At 49.4% G+C, this 17,944-nt stretch carries 15 protein-coding genes and 1 tRNA gene; 12 read left to right on the plus strand and 4 right to left on the minus strand.

Translation table 11 applies throughout. The annotated features are described in order from the left end of the window. Nucleotides 1-11 precede the first annotated feature (11 nt). The 6 genes from pheT (at nucleotide 12) to HY272_12650 (ending at nucleotide 4,300) form a co-directional block, all read left to right on the plus strand. On the plus strand, nucleotides 12-2,396 hold the full coding sequence (pheT, locus tag HY272_12625) for a phenylalanine--tRNA ligase subunit beta (GenBank protein MBI3773530.1): 2,385 nt from the start codon (nucleotides 12-14) through the stop codon (nucleotides 2,394-2,396). 4 nt (nucleotides 2,397-2,400) lie between these two features. Then, nucleotides 2,401-2,703: an integration host factor subunit alpha gene (gene ihfA, locus HY272_12630; GenBank protein ID MBI3773531.1), complete on the plus strand. Its 303-nt coding sequence runs from the start codon at nucleotides 2,401-2,403 to the stop codon at nucleotides 2,701-2,703. Continuing rightward, entirely contained in the window at nucleotides 2,681-3,076 is a 396-nt protein-coding gene (locus tag HY272_12635) for a MerR family transcriptional regulator (GenBank protein MBI3773532.1), read from the plus strand. Before ihfA ends, HY272_12635 begins: the two co-directional genes overlap by 23 nt. Nucleotides 3,077-3,161: 85 nt before the next feature. After that, a tRNA-Pro gene (locus HY272_12640) sits at nucleotides 3,162-3,238 on the plus strand. Between the two features lie 124 nt (nucleotides 3,239-3,362). Beyond that, nucleotides 3,363-3,893: a transposase gene (locus HY272_12645; GenBank protein MBI3773533.1), complete on the plus strand. Its 531-nt coding sequence runs from the start codon at nucleotides 3,363-3,365 to the stop codon at nucleotides 3,891-3,893. A gap of 74 nt (nucleotides 3,894-3,967) precedes the next feature. Beyond that, nucleotides 3,968-4,300: a hypothetical protein gene (locus tag HY272_12650; protein ID MBI3773534.1), complete on the plus strand. Its 333-nt coding sequence runs from the start codon at nucleotides 3,968-3,970 to the stop codon at nucleotides 4,298-4,300. 47 nt (nucleotides 4,301-4,347) lie between these two features. Here HY272_12650 and HY272_12655 read toward each other — a convergent pair whose 3' ends face one another. The 3 genes from HY272_12655 to HY272_12665 are packed head-to-tail and all read right to left on the minus strand — an operon-like array spanning nucleotide 4,348 to nucleotide 7,443. Then, the gene (locus HY272_12655) at nucleotides 4,348-5,850 is read right to left on the minus strand and encodes a DUF4080 domain-containing protein (protein ID MBI3773535.1); all 1,503 of its coding nucleotides are present in this window, start codon (nucleotides 5,848-5,850) and stop codon (nucleotides 4,348-4,350) included. Nucleotides 5,851-5,853: 3 nt separating this feature from the next. Beyond that, complete coding sequence (tcdA, locus tag HY272_12660; protein ID MBI3773536.1) at nucleotides 5,854-6,648, minus strand: tRNA cyclic N6-threonylcarbamoyladenosine(37) synthase TcdA; 795 nt, start codon at nucleotides 6,646-6,648, stop codon at nucleotides 5,854-5,856. Between the two features lie 24 nt (nucleotides 6,649-6,672). Continuing rightward, on the minus strand, nucleotides 6,673-7,443 hold the full coding sequence (locus HY272_12665) for a TatD family hydrolase (protein ID MBI3773537.1): 771 nt from the start codon (nucleotides 7,441-7,443) through the stop codon (nucleotides 6,673-6,675). 52 nt (nucleotides 7,444-7,495) lie between these two features. Here HY272_12665 and HY272_12670 point away from each other — a divergent pair, with 52 nt between their 5' ends. Then, nucleotides 7,496-9,622 (plus strand): tRNA(Met) cytidine acetyltransferase, encoded by a 2,127-nt coding sequence (locus HY272_12670; protein ID MBI3773538.1) that lies wholly within the window; start codon nucleotides 7,496-7,498, stop codon nucleotides 9,620-9,622. Here the strand turns inward: HY272_12670 and HY272_12675 are convergent. Continuing rightward, entirely contained in the window at nucleotides 9,619-12,885 is a 3,267-nt protein-coding gene (locus HY272_12675) for a glycoside hydrolase family 15 protein (protein ID MBI3773539.1), read from the minus strand. The genes HY272_12670 and HY272_12675 overlap by 4 nt on opposite strands. 283 nt (nucleotides 12,886-13,168) lie before the next feature. On the opposite strand from HY272_12675, the gene HY272_12680 reads away from it, so the two are divergent. The 5 genes from HY272_12680 to HY272_12700 all read left to right on the plus strand — a co-directional run bounded on the left by HY272_12680 (nucleotide 13,169) and on the right by HY272_12700 (nucleotide 17,862). Next, nucleotides 13,169-13,651, plus strand: coding sequence for a YajQ family cyclic di-GMP-binding protein (locus tag HY272_12680; protein ID MBI3773540.1), 483 nt, complete (start codon nucleotides 13,169-13,171; stop codon nucleotides 13,649-13,651). 239 nt (nucleotides 13,652-13,890) lie between these two features. Further along, complete coding sequence (locus tag HY272_12685; GenBank protein ID MBI3773541.1) at nucleotides 13,891-15,132, plus strand: HAMP domain-containing histidine kinase; 1,242 nt, start codon at nucleotides 13,891-13,893, stop codon at nucleotides 15,130-15,132. Then, on the plus strand, nucleotides 15,129-15,665 hold the full coding sequence (locus HY272_12690) for a hypothetical protein (GenBank protein ID MBI3773542.1): 537 nt from the start codon (nucleotides 15,129-15,131) through the stop codon (nucleotides 15,663-15,665). The genes HY272_12685 and HY272_12690 overlap by 4 nt, the downstream gene beginning before the upstream one ends. A 7-nt stretch (nucleotides 15,666-15,672) precedes the next feature. After that, nucleotides 15,673-17,022, plus strand: a complete 1,350-nt coding sequence (locus HY272_12695; protein ID MBI3773543.1) for a sigma 54-interacting transcriptional regulator — start codon at nucleotides 15,673-15,675, stop codon at nucleotides 17,020-17,022. A gap of 375 nt (nucleotides 17,023-17,397) precedes the next feature. After that, complete coding sequence (locus tag HY272_12700) at nucleotides 17,398-17,862, plus strand: hypothetical protein (protein ID MBI3773544.1); 465 nt, start codon at nucleotides 17,398-17,400, stop codon at nucleotides 17,860-17,862. Nucleotides 17,863-17,944: the final 82 nt, after the last annotated feature.

Below are 17,944 nucleotides of genomic sequence, written 5' to 3' on the forward strand. Positions count from 1 at the left end.
GGTTCTGGAAAATGAAGTTTAGCGAACGTTGGTTGCGGGAATGGATTGATCCCGGTGTCGATAGAGAGACACTGGCGCATCAACTCACGATGGCGGGTTTGGAGGTCGATGCCGTTGAACCGGCAGCACCACCTTTCAGTCATGTGGTGGTGGGTGAGGTGCTCAAAGTCGATCCGCATCCCGATGCCGACAAATTGCGTGTCTGTCAGGTCAATGTGGGGCAAGCGGAATCGCTGACTATTGTTTGTGGTGCTCCCAATGTCGCCCCCGGGTTGCGGGTACCGACGGCGCTGGTCGGCGCTGAATTGCCCAATGATCTTAAAATCACTCGCGCTAAACTGCGGGGGGTGGAATCGTACGGTATGTTGTGTTCCGCCAAAGAACTGGGTTTGGCCGAACAAGCTGCTGGTTTGATGATATTGCCGGAAGACGTCGCAGCCGGTACTGACATCCGCGAGTATCTGCAATTGGATGACGCGGCAATCGAAATTGGTCTGACGCCGAATCGCGGCGATTGCCTGAGTATTCGCGGGATTGCCCGTGAAGTGTCGGTGGCCAATGGTAATTCGTTGGTCGAGCCCGACCAGGGGAATGTGGTTATCAAGACTCATGACACCTTCCCGATCTCACTAGAGGCCCCAGAGGCTTGCCCGCGTTACATCGGCCGCATCATCCGTGACATCTATCCCAAAGTGCAAACCCCGATGTGGATGAAGGAGCGTTTGCGCCGCTGTGGTTTACGCAGTGTCAGCGCCGTGGTGGATGTGACCAATTATGTGATGATCGAATATGGTCAGCCGATGCATGCCTTCGATTTGCAGAAATTACGGGGCGGCATCAAGATACGGATGGCGCAAGCGGGCGAGAAGCTGAAACTGCTGGATGGTCGTGAGGTTGAGTTGGCGCCCGATGTGCTGGTGATTGCCGATGATCAGGTCCCCGTCGCCATGGCGGGCATCATGGGCGGCGATGCTTCGGCCGTAGGTGATGAAACCTGCGATATATTTCTCGAGAGCGCCTTTTTCCGTCCTGAGGCGATAAGTGGACGAGCCCGTCGTTATGGATTGAATACAGATTCCTCGATGCGTTTTGAGCGCGGCGTGGACCCTGAATTGCCGGTCAAGGCCATGAAACGAGCCACCGAGTTGTTGGTACAGATCGTGGGCGGCAAGCCTGGGCCTCTGATCGAAGCCAAGAGCGGAGAGCACATGCCGGAGCGGACATCGATTACCTTGCGTGCAGATCGTGTCAGACGCCTGCTGGGAATTGACATTGCGCCCAAAAAAATCACCGAGATGCTTTCTATGTTGGGAATGAAAGTGCGCGAGCAGGGCAAGTCTTGGATCGTAACCCCTCCCAGTTTTCGTTTTGATATCACTACCGAGATTGATTTGATCGAGGAGATCGGGCGCATCTATGGTTATACCAATATCCCGCCTATCCTGCCTCAGGCGGAGATGTGTACACAGCTCCCAATAGAAGAAAATCTGCCGCAAAGCCGAATTCTGCAGTTACTTTTGGATCGTGGTTATCAAGAAGCGGTGACTTACAGTTTTGTCGATCCCAAGCTGGCGGCGCTATTAAATCCTGGTGAGCAGCCGATCTCATTGATGAATCCGATTTCGGCAGATATGGCCGTGATGCGCCCCAGCCTTTGGCCGGGGTTGTTGCAAACGTTGATCTATAACATGAATCGACAGCAAAGCAGCTGCCGAATTTTTGAGATTGGTGTTAAGTACTCATCTCAGCGTGATGAGTATATTGAGAAAAAGGTGGTCTCTGGCTTGCTGTGGGGCGCTGCGCACCCGTTGCAGTGGGGATTGGCACCACGTACTGTTGATTTTTTTGATGCTAAGGCCGATATAGAAGCGTTGATAGGATTGACGGGGAGACAGGGTGAATTTATCTTCGAGAGTGAGGATCAACACCCTTCACTGCACCCAGGTCAAGCCGCTGTCATCAAAAACAAGCGGGGGGAGGCGATCGGTTGGGTCGGTGCCTTAAACCCGAATGTTCAGAATCAACTGGGGATTGAAGGCGCAGTATTTTTATTCGAAATCGCTTATTCTTCGATCATGGTTCGCAGTTTGCCGCGGTTTACCGAGTCGTCCAAATACCCATCCGTTAACAGGGATTTGGCAATAGTGCTCGAGGAACCTGTAACGGCGCAACGAGTTCGAGAAACAATCGTTGCAGCAGCAGGGCAATATCTGGCAAACTTAGAGTTGTTTGATGTATATCGTGGCAAAGGGATTGAATCTGGACGAAAAAGTCTTGCATTGAGCCTTACCTTGCAGGATACTGCGGCCACCCTCACCGATAATAAGGTTGAGAAGGTGATTGAGCAGGTCGTACAGCAGCTTAAACAACAACTAAATGCTTCGCTGAGAGAGTAAACCCATGGCACTGACAAAAGCTGAGATGGCTGAAAAGCTGTTCGAGGAACTGGGCTTAAACAAGCGGGAAGCCAAGGAATTGGTGGAGATGTTCTTCGAGGAAGTTCGAAAGGCCCTCGAAAATGGCCGTCAGGTCAAACTTTCCGGATTTGGCAATTTCAACCTCCGCGACAAAAAGGAACGCCCGGGGCGTAATCCTAAAACCGGGGAAGAGATTCCCATCACCGCACGGCGGGTGGTAACCTTTCATCCAGGGCAAAAATTGAAGGCCAGAGTAGAAGCATATGCTGGAAGCAGGGAACAATAACGAACTACCGGAAATTCCTGCCAAACGTTATTTTACGATCGGAGAAGTCAGCGAACTGTGCGGGGTCAAACCCCACGTGTTGCGCTATTGGGAGCAGGAATTCCCGCAGTTGAAGCCGCTCAAGCGGCGCGGTAACCGTCGTTACTATCAGCGCCACGATGTGCTCATGATCCGTCAGATTCGTACCTTGCTGTACGATGAAGGGTTCACCATCGGCGGCGCCCGTCAGCGTCTGACCGGGATCGAGCAACCTACCGTTGCAGTCAAGGTTGAAGCGCCTATGACGAGCACGAGCGGGCCAGGTCACAACGCACAGTTGATTCAGCAGTTGCGTCGCGAACTGGAAGACGTACTGTCCCTCCTGAAAGTCTGAACTGGTAAAGGACAGGCTATTCGATTAAGATATGGCGCCCGCCGCATCCCAACGGCGGGCTTCCTTATCCTCTGCTTTCATCTTACGGGCATTAGCGCAGTCTGGTAGCGCACCAGCATGGGGTGCTGGGGGTCGCAGGTTCAAATCCTGCATGCCCGACCAAAATATTCTTCTTCAGTTAAAAAAATGTAGGATGCGGTGAGGTACGAACCGCATCGTTCGCGAAGATATTGTAGGATGTGGTGAACGTAAGTGAACCGCATCAATCGCGACGAAAGGAAACGAATTGACCGAATATCGCCGCGTCAGATATCCCGGAGCCACATGGTTTTTTACCGTTGGACTTGCTGAGCGGCGTGGAAACCGATTGCTGGTTGAAAAAGTGGACCAATTGCGTTTGGCCTTCAGCGAAATTCAAACGAACCATCCGTTCCAGATGGATGCCGTCGTAATCTTGCCCGATCATATTCATTGTGTGTGGACCTTGCCGCCAGACGATGCCGATTATTCGATGCGATGGGGGTTGATCAAAGCGAGTTTTTCCCGAATGTTGGCAAGTACAGAACGGCGATCAGATAGCCGCGCCAAGCGTGGTGAGCGGGGGATATGGCAACGCCGGTTTTGGGAGCATCTTATCCGGGACGAGGAAGATCTCGCCCGGCATATCGATTATATTCATTGGAATCCGGTGAAACACGGTCACGCCGCACGCGTGGCCGATTGGCCATATTCCAGTTTTCACCGTTATGTGCAGCAGGGTAAGTGTCCGATTGATTGGGGCGGAGGTGGAGCGAGTAATGTCAATGTCCGGGAGTAACGCGAGCGATGCGGTTCACTGCGTTCACCGCATCCTACATTAGGCGTTGTACAGGGAATGAATGGGGGATGAACATGAACATTCAATACGCATCTGCAAGAGGTCTACTTAGTCAAGTAGTTAAAGAATTGGCTGTAGCGCCCGGACCGGTAAATGAGAGGTTACTCCGCGTGTGGAGAATTATTCAGCCACTAACGCCTGTAGAATTACCGCAGGAACTTCGTAATGACTGGCAAAGTATTAAAGATGAAATAACAAAATATCCCACTTTAATTGATCCATATGGAAATGTAATACGCAGCTCCATTGAGCAAACCCTGTGCAAAATAAGACGAAAAACTGCTTCGAAGATCGCTGAAAAAATATATAGTTTATACTGGAATCTAGAGAATAACGAGTACGATTGATGTTCGAAGTAGGATGTGGTGAGGTACGAACCGCATCGTTCGCGCAATTATTGATGCCGACGCTGTCGCCGATTGGCGCCTGTTGAGTGATTAATTTCCTTGGTACTCGTCTCAACCCCAAACTCAGGTCGTCCTTTCTGGCCAGATTGTGCGTAGTCTTGTAATAACACTTCCCGAGCGCGCTCTGCATCATGTCCAAAAATGTCTGTTAAGGCGAGATAAAGCAAATCAAACAATCGCTTGAGAGCGATCTTGTGTGTTTGTTGGAGCCGGGCGTAGAGCCAGTCGCTTAAGGTCAGAAATTGCTCGAATGGTTTATCTCCAAGAATTAACGATCGCGTGTGACTAAAGTGGCCGGAGTTAACGATCAAGTCCCAAAAGCGGGCAAAACGATTGAGCCGCAGCATGGTGCTGAAGTCGATGTCACGGGTGCTGAGGATGTTGTAGGGTGGTGCCGGGTTAAAACGTAGCGCGAATTCGTTTTCATGGCGCCATAGAGGCATGCCGCGCAGGCGTTTTAAAATGCCGACCTGGATTTCATGTGGGTCGAGGGCGATGAGTTCGTTAAAGCCAGCGGCTAAACTTTCCAGTGTCTCGCCGGGTAACCCGATAATCAAATCCGTGTGCAAATGCGCGTGTGACTGCTGCCGCAGCCATATTAGGTTGTCGCAGCTTTTGGCGTTGTCCTGCTTGCGGCTGATGAGTTTTTGCACTTCCGGGTTGAAGGATTGGATGCCGATTTCGAATTGCAGGCTACCGTTCGGGAAACGGGCGATAAGTGTTTTAAGGCGATCCGGCAGGTGATCGGGAATCAATTCAAAATGCAAAAATAATTTTTCGTCGAGGCGCTCAAGAAAAAATTCCAAAATCTTTGCGCTGTGGTCGATTTTCAGGTTGAAGGTGCGATCGACGAATTTAAAATGGCGGGCGCCGCGTTGGTAGAGCTTATCCATTTCACCGAGGAAGGCATCAAGATCGAAGGCCCATGCGGTCTTGTCGAGCGCCGAGAGGCAAAATTCACACTTGAACGGGCAGCCTCGTGAGGCTTCGACATAAAGTATGCGATGAGCGATATCCTCGTCAGTATAAAAATCATAGGGCAATGCAATCTCTGATAGTGGCACGACATCGGCATGCATGATTTTTTCGCTGGGCCGTTCGCCGTTGAGCAGTTTCTGGCAAAGTTGGGCGAAACGCTGGTCGGCCATACCTGTGATGAGATAGTCGCTGAGCCGCACGACGTGTTGTTCATCCCACTCATGACTGACTTCGGGGCCGCCAATAACAATAATGATCTCCGGTGCGACTTGTTTGAGTAGGGCAATAACTTTGGTGATCTGCTCGACATTCCAGATGTAAACACCAAAGCCGATGATCATCGGTTGATGGCTGAGCAGCGATTCGACGATCTCTAGGGGCTGGCCTTCAATCGTATATTCGATTAGCTTGGCACGATGGCGTAGTTCACCAAGGTTTACAAGGAGATAACGCAGACCGAGTGACGAGTGGATGTAACGCGCGTTGAGCGTGGTAAGCAGGATATCAGCCATGGATTATTTGGCGGCGAGGCGCTTGTGTAATGTTTTATTGATGGCGCGTGATGCGGCAACAAAACCAAAGTTGGCAGTGACAAAGGTCGCAGAGCCGTAACCAAAGCGGCAATCGAGCGAGACACCATGGATGCCGGGTTTTTGCTGACTGACGGTGCCATCGGGTTTGGGATAAACCTGTTGCTGACTGGAAAAGACACATTCGACGCCGAAGCTGCGGTCACGACTAAAGCCGTAATCCTTGCGCAAGGTGGAACGTACCTTGGCGGCGAGCGGGTCGTTGTAGGTTTTGCTGAGATCAGCCACCTGAATCATGGTCGGATCATTGAGGCCACCCGCGCCACCGGTAGTGACGATCGGAATCTTGTTGCGGCGGCAATGATTGATCATCGCGGCTTTGAATTTGATGCTGTCGATGGCATCGATGACATAATCATAGCCGCGTTCCTTGGCTAAATAATCGGGCAGGTTGGGTAAGGTCACAAAATCATCAATGCCATGGCAGATAGCAGCGGGATTGATGTCATGCACACGCTCAACCATGGCCTGAAATTTCTTTTTACCCAGATTGCTGGTAACGGTATGCAGCTGCCGATTGGTATTGCCGGGGCGGATGACGTCGAAGTCGATCAGGGTCAACGTGCCAACGCCGGTGCGGGCCAAGGCCTCAACGACCCATGAGCCAACGCCACCGAGGCCAACGACGCAGATATGCAGATTGCGGATGATCGCGGTGGGCTCGGTGCCGTAGAGGCGCTGAATGCCGCTGAAGCGTTCGTCGAAGTCGCAGCTGGACATGTAAGGGCTCGGCTAAAAGCCGCATTATACCTTAGGCAAGCGGAGTACTTGACAGGCATTGCCGGTGGTCTCGCGGGCGATGACCTCCTGATTTTCCCTGCGCACTGCGGCCAGGGCGGCCAAGCAGTCGGGCAGGTATTCGGGGCTGTTGCGCTCGCCGCGGTGGGCAGCGACTGCCATGTCCGGGGCGTCAGTCTCGAGGACGATGGATTCCAGTGGCAGGTCACGGGCAAGCTGGCGAATGGTGGTCGAGCGCTCATAGGTGAGGGTGCCGCCGAAGCCGAATTTAAAACCTAATGCCTGGTATTGATCCGCTTGGGGCAGGCTGCCATTGAAGGCGTGGACGATGCCGCCCGGAACTTTGATGCGGCGCAGGGTGGCGAGTACGGTATCGTGAGATTTACGGACATGCAAAATCACCGGTAACTCAAATTCGGCAGCGAGCTTAAGTTGGGCCTCGAACAATTCCTGTTGCCGCTGACGATCCAGAGTTTGCACAAAATAGTCCAAACCGATCTCGCCGACGGCAACGGGACGCTGTTGAGTTAACAGGCTTTTCAGCGTGGTGATGTGTTCGGGCCGATGGTCATCCAGGTAGATGGGGTGTAGTCCCAGGGCGGGATATAGGTCCGGCTCACGGCGGCACAGGTCGAGCAAGGATTGCCAGGTAATGGCAGTAACCGCCGGTACCAACATGCGTGTGACCCCGGCGGCACGACTGCGTTGCAGAACGGCGTCGCGATCCGCGTCAAATTCGGTCACGTCGATGTGGCAATGGCTGTCGAAAAGTTCCATGGCGCGATATGATTCCAATTCAATACTCTCAACATAATACGAATCTCATCGCATGTCCGCAAATGGACACAATCTAGACCAATTTCGAGCCGCTGTCTGCGTATTACGGCTACAGGCGCAGCAGATGCGTCAGCGGCGGGCGTTGGTCATCTCCGGAGCGGCCGAGTGGTGTCACCAACTCGCACGGGAGACATTGCTTGCGGCACAGTTAGATTCCGATGCGATATGGCTAGGGCATGAAGTTGACGTAGACGGAGTCACTATCATTCCCACTACCAGGGCGAAAAAACTGCTGGGACGTGAATATTCCGCCTTGGTTTATGACCTGCACGCGGGATTTGATCCTGATGCATTGGGGATCGCAGCAGGGGTGGTAATTGGCGGTGGATTATTGGTTCTGCTGGTACCGCCATTGGCAACGTGGCCGGAATTTAAAGATCCGGAATATGTACGAATTCTACCCGCAGGCTATGGGCTAAAAACGATTACTGGACGATTCGTACGCCGCATTGCCCATATTCTGCGCGAAGATGATTCTGTTTACCTCGTTGAGCAAGGCCAGCCATTTCCAAGCATCGAGACAAAATTTATTCATGGAACCTTAGGTCATGATCAAAACCCGATTGCAAATGATCAAGACTTAGCCGTGACGGCTATTTGTGCCATGGTGAAGTCAGATAAGCCCTATCCACTGGTGATTATTGCCGATCGAGGGCGAGGAAAGTCGGCAGCATTAGGGATTGCAGCAGCGCAGTTACAGCGGAATAAAAAAATAAAAATAGTCGTTACCGGACTAAGACGGGATGCGGTCGGCTCGGTGTTTAAACATGCAGGTGATGAGAAAGACAATATCGAATTCGTTGCTCCCGACGAACTTGCTTCAGGAAACTACCCGTTAGATTTATTGCTGGTCGATGAGGCCGCCGCCATTCCGGCACAAATGCTGGAAAGATTATTGATACGTTATCCGAGAATTGTCTTTACATCCACTGTCCATGGTTATGAGGGTACAGGACGCGGATTCGTTACCCGGTTTTTTTGTTTGTTAGATAAACGCTTTCAGAATTGGAAGCTGCAACGGTTAACAACGCCGATCCGCTGGGCGATGGGCGATCCGGTTGAACATCTTGTTTTTAAGATGTTATTGCTGGATGCCGAACCAGTGGATGAGGCTCGGGTGAACGCGGTTGCTTCAAATAAATGTACGGTCATCCCATTGGATCGCGAGCAACTCATTGCAGATGAGGCGCGGTTATCTGAGTTATTTGGTCTATTGGTAGCAGCGCATTATCGAACTCGCCCTTATGATTTATTGAATCTACTGGATGGCCCGAACGTCTCAGGCATTCTGGCAGCTTATGATGGACATGTAGTGGGTACAGTATTGCTGGCTGATGAGGGTAATATCGATCCGCAACTGGCCGAGCAGATATATCTTGGTGTTCGCCGGCCGCGCGGTCACTTATTACCACAATCATTGGCGGCACATGGCGGGCTTCCAGAAGCGGCGACGTTAAGCTATCAGCGCATTATGCGCATTGCTGTTCATCCTGCCTTGCGACGGCGTGGGATGGGGCGGCTGTTGATCGAGGCTGTCCAGGAAAATTCAAAGATTCGGGGTGCGGATATTGTTGGAGCAAGCTTTGGTGCAACAGCAGAACTGTTGGATTTTTGGCTAAGCTGCGGATTTTATGTGGCTCGCATTGGGTTGACGCGCGAACATAGTAGCGGCACCCATTCGCTGATGCTCTTAAAAGGCTTGACTCAGGCAGGCATTGATATGGTCGCCAGACTTACCAAAAAAATGGATGCGCAACTCCCATGGCTCCTCATGGGGCCGCTAAAAGACCTGGATCAGGATATTGTTGCGAAGATGGCATCGATAGAGCGTTGTGCTGTGCTGGATGCGGAAGATAAACGCGATTTGGAGGCATTTTTGGAAGGCCATCGCGGGTTCGAGGTCAGTTATGTTGCACTGGCCAAGTTGGAATATTTATTGAAGTCCAATACGCGAATGACTGGGGATGATTCAAGTTTTTTATCCGAGGTCATTCATCATTATGGTCAGTGGAATATATTGGCACAACGGGAAAGCCTGACTGGAAAGGCAGAGGTCGTTGCTGCCTTGCGCAAGAGTGTCGCCGGACTCATCAAAAAACACAGCGTATTGTTAGGCTAACTCCGAGCGCCGGCAGCCACGGCATCTGTCACTGCGTCAGTCGATCCACCCGCCTGCAAGAGGTACAACAAGGCCTTAAGTATGGCTTCGGCGACTTCATGCGGGCTCAGATTATAAAAGGCATTCCAGGCGTCACTACGGTGGTGGTCATAGGTCCGTTCATGCGACTTGTTCAGAGATAGCCAGGATAACCTCACTGCATGCCCGATCATGGCGTCAATGACGATATGATCTTTGATGTGGAAAGAAGGATTCTCATCAAAAATTGAATGCAGTGCAGAAAGAGCCTCAATCGTTAAATAACGATATTCCGGCGCCTGGATTTTGTTGAGTACATGTTCAACATGCAGGGCAAAGTTTTTCTCATTGGCGGTCATTTCAGACTGTAGACTGGAGTCAAGCCGATTCAAGCGATCAAAGCGGTCACCGATGACGAGCCCCTGACAATGGCTAAGCAAATCCCAGATATGGGCAAAAAAGCTGTCCGGCACTCTTGATAACACGCCCGAATGTTCACGCCAGGCGCGCCAATTGGGGTAACCACCATAGTTTTTGGGATCGATGGTTTTAGAGAAAATCACCGGCACAACTTTGGCATCCGCACCCTCTGAATGCAGAGATTCGGCGCGGCTCAGGTCTAGGCTGTGATCCTTAAAGGCGGAAAGTACGCTGTGTAATTTCGCTTGGATATCCGAGGGACGGAGTTGTAATAAAATTTCAAAAGATTCGTCCTGAGGAATATGGTAATCATTTGAAATCTGATTGGTGATCAATGCAATAAGATGTCCAATTCGGAGGGTTAGAATTCCGGAAAACAGGCTAGGGTTCGCCTTGATTAACGTTCCGAGCAGGACAAGAACCTCTTGGGTGAGCACTTTCTCTCGGTCATCGTTACCTGTCAAATAGTCAATGCGCCGAAGAATTTCGGAATTGGGCAATGGCACCCGTATCAACGCATCAGGATTATATGAACGGCCGACGGCAACCTGTTTCTGGCGGGCAACCAGCTCAGTCACAGCATCTTCAAGGCTGGGGTCGGATCTTTTTAGTAATGCTGCCGCTTGGCGAACAACAGACCAAACCTGATTAATTGCGGAATGATAATATAACTCGTCGATGAGTTCGACGACGGTCATTGATCTTTCTTGACTTTGAATACATGTGACAAATGACAATCCCACGAGCTTAACCAGCCGGCTTAGGATTTTGATCTGCAAATAGGGATTGTCGGAATACTCAAGACGAGTCACCAGTTCATCATAGCTGGACTCCTGATCAATAATCCGTTCCTGGTAAGTGGGGACAGGACGAGTCTTGATTTTGTCCCATTTCAGGCAAAATTGCGGGATACGCGAAGCCCTGCGAGGCGGTGTTTTGAAATGATAGTCTCCCAGGTAATCCATCCGCCGTCTGACAGTAGACGGCACCAGCTCATTAAGACGCCCCACTTTAACGGGTATGCCATTGCACTCGCCCAGCTGCAGTTCTTCCATCAGATCGATCAACGCCTGTTGACCTTCTTTATGCATCATCGATTCTGTTATCAAAATAACTAACAACGGCTTGCCGGGCTGAGTCCAATGCAGCTTGTGATATAAAAGCTCATTTTTTAGCTGTTCAACAAGAAGTTTATTGTCATAATTGATATAAAAATCGCTTTGATTGATAAACTCGGGGATGAAAATAATGGTTTCATCACGCAGTCTGAATACCTGTGATGTGGTCAGGCTACGTATACGTCGTGGGGGGCGTCCGGTAAGCGAAAGTTTGTCGCATTTTCCTAGATAGAAAAGTGCCTCTGCCAGTTCTGATGAGGGTCGAATCTGGATGGGACGTACCTGTTCCAGCGTCTGAGAAACAATTCCGTGCTCAATTAACTTGCGCTGGACAGATTCTGTTTCGGAGACTATGGCCAGTTGCACAGTTAACGATCGCTCGTTCCCAATCTTGTAATGCAGACCCAACGGATCGATGTCATTAATATCTATCAAATTGTCATTGATCATCAGTCCGAGATAATAGAGGCTTTGCGCCCATACCAGTGGGATGTTTTCGTTAGGTAGTCGTTTCTGGCTATGAGGTTGGTGTCTTTCCTTATCGATATTCTCCGAGGTCACATAATATAATTCTGGCAGTAAGGCATTGCCGTCACGCAAAACAGTGAGTTCTGATAGCTTATCTATATATTTAGTGGCAGTTTCCGCATCACCAGAAAATTGTGCGTTCAGCACAAAATAGGTGAAGAACAACGGCCATTCGGATTCAATGTTTGAAAAATGCCGTAGTTCATTGGCTTCATAATGAAGGCGATTGGTGTCTTCTAGTACGGTTTGATGTCCATCGAGCAGGAAACGCTTACAGCCATATAATCCTTCCAGTTTAGAGATGACATTGTCATTGGTTCGTTTGACCAGAGCAGTGTCTTCAACTGCAAAACCAGGGAATCCAATAATGCTTAGTATGGCAGCATCACACTCCTTGGAGCCTGATTCACGAGGCAGGAGTGAGGCTAGCGTACTTCTAGCACGTGCGATTTCATCGGAGACCACATGGACGACGGAGGCAATTCCACCCTCAGTTCCGAACAAATTGAGGCCACGAATTGCCTCTAGGGCCGATTTTGCCATGCCAACGGAACTGGCATTCAATTCAGTGATGCCATGATTGATCTTGTTGCCGCGCTCCCAGATACCATAGTCGGGAGTACGATAGGCACGGCCTATATAGTGAACAAGATTTTGAATAAAGGCGACTTCATCCAGTGTAAAGATGATCCGCAATCCCGAGCTGGTCATTTGTGCCAGCATCAGGAGGTAGAGTGAGGTTGCGTCGAGTTGCAAATGTCCCCAATCATGGTCGTTAACAACGGCATTCCCGGTAACGGTGTCATATTTAGCATGCAGGGCATTCAATGGATTTTGGTCTTGTTTGAATGCCTCAACCTTGTCTGCCTGTTTCATCATCGAGATGAGCAGGCCGCGCATTAATTTGACAACGCTTTGTTCCAGGAGATAAGTACGACCTTCCTCTTTCTCGACTTTACGATAAGCCAGCGCAAGTCCCCACGCGGCAAGGATGCTGTATACATTATCTCGAACCCAGGCATGGGTATAATCGCCATGAGCGTTGCTGGCAGTACTGGCGGGCAATAATCCGCTAACCGGGTGCTGGCGATTAAGAATGACCGCTTGTACCTGGCCAAAATATTGATCAAGCAACCGCTCCCGACGATGACGGCTGAGTGGGGCGATATTATTAGTCATTTTCATCTAGAGTGGGTGCCAAGCCTATATTCGAATTCACTGATCAAAGTGTACCTTGAAATTCGTCCATTTACCCACCTTGGCAACTGGTGGGTCTCTTGTCTATGGATGGATTCAATTTGCATTTGGAGGTCATGATTAACCAATTGATATATAATGAGAAATTGGTAGTGGATAAACCGCCTAATAACATTATTATAGTAATGTTATTAGGCGGTTGACTTAATTGGGGTGAGATGGCTATGGCATGATAGAATTCAGGCCGGATAAGGGGGGATAGGGAATGCCATCATTTGATGTGGTCTCAGAAGTTAACATGCATGAAGTGGATAATGCAGTGGATCAGGCCAATCGCGAAGTTGGGACACGGTTTGATTTTAAAGACAGCAATGCCCGTTACGAGCGAGTCGAAGCGCAAGTCAATCTCACTGCACAAAGCGAATTCCAATTACAACAAATGCTGGATATTATTCGCACCAAACTGGCAAAACGTGGTGTTGACACGGGATGTCTGGACGTCAAGGAGGTGGAAATCAGTGGTCGTGAGGCGCGGCAGCAGATTATATTGCGCCAAGGCATTAGTGCCGAGCTTGGTAAGCGCATCAGTAAAATGGTGAAGGATTCCAAAAGCAAAGTGCAGGCATCAATTCAAGGCGATAAAGTAAGAATCAGTGGTAAAAATCGTGACGATTTGCAGGGAGTGATTGCAATGTTACGTTCCACCGAATTTGAATTGCCGCTGCAATTCAATAATTTCAGAGATTAAACTCTTTTAAGCCACCATTTGCTGGTGCCTGGTTAGCGACCCTCGTGAATTGGTATAGACCTCGATCTATCTCGCAATTGATATTGGTGGGTTTCCTGCTCGTGATAACTCCGCTGGTGATCGTATTTCTGTATTTCGCCTATTCGGTAGATCGCCTCGCCAACATGAGCGAGCGTCAAATGTTGCAGGCAGTCAAGGCCACTCAGTTCTCCCGGATGCTGGGTGAGGAAATTACGGCAATGGAGCGCAGCGCGCGACAATATCAAGCATTAGGAGATCCTGCATTTTTTATTGCTTACCAGGAAAAACACGAGAAATTTACTGAAACCATGCGTCTTTTCGCGGGGATGGTTTTGCAGCCATCTCAACGAAACTTATTGAAGAATCTGGAACATGAGGAAGACAAGTTATATTTGCGGGTGACCACGACGAATCTGGAAAATGATAATCATCTGGTAACAAGTTTTATCAAGCTGAGTGATGCTGCAAAGGCGATTCTTCAACACAATACTAAACTCATTGATGTAGAAGTTGAGGCGCTTCAATCGGAAGCCAGGCGATTACAGAAGAGCACTTTCTGGCAAGGGGCGCTGTTAATTCCAATCGTCATTGTGCTGGGTGGAGTGATGGTCATCCTGATTACCCGTCCGATACATGCAATCGATGCATCGATCAGACAGTTAGGTGATGGTGAATTAACTGCCCCGATTAAATTGAAGGGGCCTTATGATTTTGAACTGCTAGGGCAACGCCTGGATTGGTTGCGAATCCGGCTGACTGAGGTTGAAGAGCAAAAATTGAAGTTTTTGCGGCACATATCACATGAGCTAAAAACGCCGCTCACCAACATTCGTGAGGGGGCGGAGTTATTGCATGACGGGGTGGCAGGCAGCCTCAATGGCAAGCAAAAAGAAATATCGGATATTATTCGTGACAACAGTTTGCAGCTTCAATCCTTGATTGAGGGTTTATTGCACTTTAGTGTGGCGCAAGTTCAACAAACTCAATTAAATAAATCTCGGTTTCAGTTAGATAAACTGGTCAATGATGTTATTTATAAGCATAATATTTCATTGTTCTCGAAACGGGTAGATGTCAGAACCTTTATTGAGCCGATGTTGTGTTATGCGGACCAGGAAAAACTGCGGACCATTTTTGATAATTTGATCGCTAATGCCTGTAAATATGCGCCCGCTGATTCGAGGCTGGATATCCGCCTAACTCAACGGGGTGGGGATGCCGTATTCGAGGTTATTGACAATGGTCCTGGAATTCCCTTGAATGAGCGGGACTTAATATTCGACCCTTTTTATCAGGGAAGCGGCGAATACATCAGCCATGTTAAGGGGACAGGTTTGGGATTATCTATCGCGCGTGAATTTGTGGTTGCCCATCAGGGAGTTATAGAAATTATCGATGGTGAACAACCCGGCGCCCATTTTGTTGTTAGGCTGCCTATATTGGAACAGGTTAATCTATGAGGTATAAATTGCTGTGTTCTCGGTTATTGTTAACGGCTGTCGTCTTGCTGAGTGCGGGATGTACGAGTTTTGTGCCTATCGGTCCTGATGTTACCAAAGATTCGGCTGAAGTTGAGCGTCAGGCGCGCGCAGTAGATATCCAATTGCGCGATACCTTGACTCTGATTACGAATGGGGACTTGTCGCAACAAAAGGCTAAGATTGATGCACTGGAGAAACTGCCTGGATTTAGATCCAGCCCTCAGTACCAGATGCAATTGGCGCTTTTGCTGCGATTAGGAAATGTCCAGGTGCGTGATGAGAAGCGTGCTGCCGAGTTGGTGCGTTGGGTCGTTCATACGGGTGATGTGCCGCGTGACAGAATGGCAGCGGGCCTGATTATGTCGCTATTATCCGAGGTGGATAATCGCAATATTCAGCTTGAAAAGGCTAGCGTTAATAACCGCGATATGCAAAATTCCGTTCGTTTGCTTGAGGACAAGCTCAAAGCGATAAAGTCAATCGAACAAAGTATCATTCAACGTGGTCAGTAGGTGCGATATGAATATGCAGGGTCAACGAGTTTTGCTGGTGGATGATGATCGTGGTTTGCTGCGTTTATTATCAATGCGACTGGAGGCAGTTGGTTGTAAAGTTGCTTGCGCCACGAGTGGTGAAGAAGCATTGGCTCGGTTACCCACATTTCGTCCAGCCGCGGTGATTACTGATTTACGAATGGGCGGGATGGATGGCATGTCCCTATTTAAGGTAATTCATGAGCGGGCGCCGACATTGCCGGTAATCATGTTAACTGCTCACGGTACGATTCCTGATGCGGTTGCGGCGACCACGCAGGGGGTGTTCAGTTTTCTGACCAAGCCGTTTGATCCCAAAGAGCTGCTTGAGCGTGTTGAAAGCGCCCTGAAAATGAGCGGTGGTTCGGTGGTCACGGATGAGGGTGATATTGCCGAATGGCGTGCTGAGATTCTTACTCGCAGCCCGGTAATGGAAGAGATTTTAAATCAGGCTCGTTTGGTAGGTGCCAGTGATGCCAGTGTTTTTATTCATGGCGAGAGCGGTACAGGCAAGGAGTTGTTGGCGCGTGCGATTCATCGGGCGAGCCCACGGGCGCGTGGCCCATTTGTTGCGGTTAATTGTAGCGCAATACCCGAAAATCTTTTGGAATCGGAACTTTTCGGCCATAAGAAAGGATCATTTACCGGAGCAACCCGCGATCACGATGGCTTATTCAGAGCTGCCAATGGCGGTACATTGTTTTTTGATGAAGTTGGCGATATGCCACTGGCATTCCAGTCAAAATTGTTGCGTACGTTGCAGGAGCGAGTCGTTCGGCCTGTGGGTTCAACTGAAAGTTATCCGATTGACGTGCGTATTGTCTCCGCTACACATAAAGATTTGAATGAGGGGGTACGCCAAAAAGAATTTCGTGAAGACCTTTATTACCGCTTGAATGTGGTAAGTCTTGAGATGCCGCCCCTTTCGCAACGGCGCGAGGATATTGCCTTATTGGCGAATCATTTTCTGGATAAGTTGTGTCAGACCGCCGACAGGCCAGCGATGAGCTTTTCGCAGGAGGCCGTGGAACTATTGTTGTCGGCGTCATGGCCGGGGAATGTCCGCCAGTTATATAACGTCGTCGAGCAAGTCGCGGTCTTGTCCACTACGCCGCTGATCCCAGCCAGTCTGGTTCAGCGGGCGTTACGGAGTCCGAGCAATGAAATTCCTTTGTTCAGCGATGCGCGCAATCAGTTTGAGCTGGATTATCTTTCGCAATTACTCAAATTGACCAACGGCAATGTGACTCAGGCCGCACGTATGGCGGGCCGCAATCGAACCGAATTTTATAAACTGTTGAGCAAACATCATCTGACACCCTCCCTGTTTAAATAATAATTGGCGGTCGTCGATCTGCGACATGTAATTTTATTATTTATCAATAAGATAGTTCTTGCTGGCAATATCGTGTCGGGGATTGGCGACAAAAAACATCCCTGACAGTCCTTCTTGGTGCAGAATTGTTCTGTAACTCATTGTAATTAAATAATAAAAATTTATTGGCACGCTATGTGCTATTGCTTACGCATTATTGGCTTAGGTCTGTTTGCGCATGAGTTCAATTCTGAAGTTTTATCCAGAGCGATGGAACACTGGAAGGCGGGGTAGGAGTTTTACATGTGGATCATATGCATGCAGGTCATGTAACTGCTGGAGTAAATGTCCTTGTAGTGGATGATGCATGGACGCATCAATTTGACGGAGATAATTATGGGAATGTCATTACCAAGGCATCGAATGGAAGCTTGTTCACAAGACATTGATATAGAATTTATTGATAATGCAATTTTTGTTATTGGTGCAGACCAGTCAATTCGGATACGTGTATCTCGTAATGATCCAAATTTGTTGGAACGATTTAAAATCTATTTTGAGTCGGTGTCAGATACGGGGATAGAAGTGGGTGCCTGGATGCACAACATTATTTTCTACCCCGGCGATGATTGTGTCGAGCTCGCGTGGCCATTGTTTATTGCGCCATCAACGGCAAGCGGGATTTATCAATTCAGTTTTGTGCTTGAAACCGATCGTGGCCGGACTCGGCTGATAAAGCAGCTGGTTTTATTGCAAAAACCATTAAGTCAATGTTCCCTCTCCCGACGTACACGTCATGTACGTCTCTCTTCAATGACGGGTTTTCTGACGGCATTGCCGGTAGATAAAACTCATCATTGATTCTAGCAGTAGCGATTCTCCCCCTTAACTTAGGGCACCGCAATGGTGCCCTTTTTTTATTTGAGTTTGACTGGCTTCTAAT

The organism is Gammaproteobacteria bacterium (assembly GCA_016200485.1).
Classification (GTDB): Bacteria; Pseudomonadota; Gammaproteobacteria; order Tenderiales; family Tenderiaceae; genus JACQEP01.

What these genes read in the sequence shown, in the direction of transcription:
- HY272_12655 (MBI3773535.1), bottom strand. Translation starts at nt 5,850, where the DNA reads ATGGCTGATATCCTGCTTACCACGCTCAACGCGCGTTACATCCACTCG.
- HY272_12675 (MBI3773539.1), bottom strand. Translation starts at nt 12,885, where the DNA reads ATGACTAATAATATCGCCCCACTCAGCCGTCATCGTCGGGAGCGGTTG.
- HY272_12635 (MBI3773532.1), top strand. Translation starts at nt 2,681, where the DNA reads ATGCTGGAAGCAGGGAACAATAACGAACTACCGGAAATTCCTGCCAAA.
- HY272_12695 (MBI3773543.1), top strand. Translation starts at nt 15,673, where the DNA reads ATGAATATGCAGGGTCAACGAGTTTTGCTGGTGGATGATGATCGTGGT.
- HY272_12690 (MBI3773542.1), top strand. Translation starts at nt 15,129, where the DNA reads ATGAGGTATAAATTGCTGTGTTCTCGGTTATTGTTAACGGCTGTCGTC.
- ihfA (MBI3773531.1), top strand. Translation starts at nt 2,401, where the DNA reads ATGGCACTGACAAAAGCTGAGATGGCTGAAAAGCTGTTCGAGGAACTG.
- HY272_12685 (MBI3773541.1), top strand. Translation starts at nt 13,891, where the DNA reads ATGGAGCGCAGCGCGCGACAATATCAAGCATTAGGAGATCCTGCATTT.
- tcdA (MBI3773536.1), bottom strand. Translation starts at nt 6,648, where the DNA reads ATGTCCAGCTGCGACTTCGACGAACGCTTCAGCGGCATTCAGCGCCTC.
- HY272_12680 (MBI3773540.1), top strand. Translation starts at nt 13,169, where the DNA reads ATGCCATCATTTGATGTGGTCTCAGAAGTTAACATGCATGAAGTGGAT.
- HY272_12665 (MBI3773537.1), bottom strand. Translation starts at nt 7,443, where the DNA reads ATGGAACTTTTCGACAGCCATTGCCACATCGACGTGACCGAATTTGAC.
- pheT (MBI3773530.1), top strand. Translation starts at nt 12, where the DNA reads ATGAAGTTTAGCGAACGTTGGTTGCGGGAATGGATTGATCCCGGTGTC.
- HY272_12700 (MBI3773544.1), top strand. Translation starts at nt 17,398, where the DNA reads ATGGGAATGTCATTACCAAGGCATCGAATGGAAGCTTGTTCACAAGAC.
- HY272_12670 (MBI3773538.1), top strand. Translation starts at nt 7,496, where the DNA reads ATGTCCGCAAATGGACACAATCTAGACCAATTTCGAGCCGCTGTCTGC.
- HY272_12650 (MBI3773534.1), top strand. Translation starts at nt 3,968, where the DNA reads ATGAACATTCAATACGCATCTGCAAGAGGTCTACTTAGTCAAGTAGTT.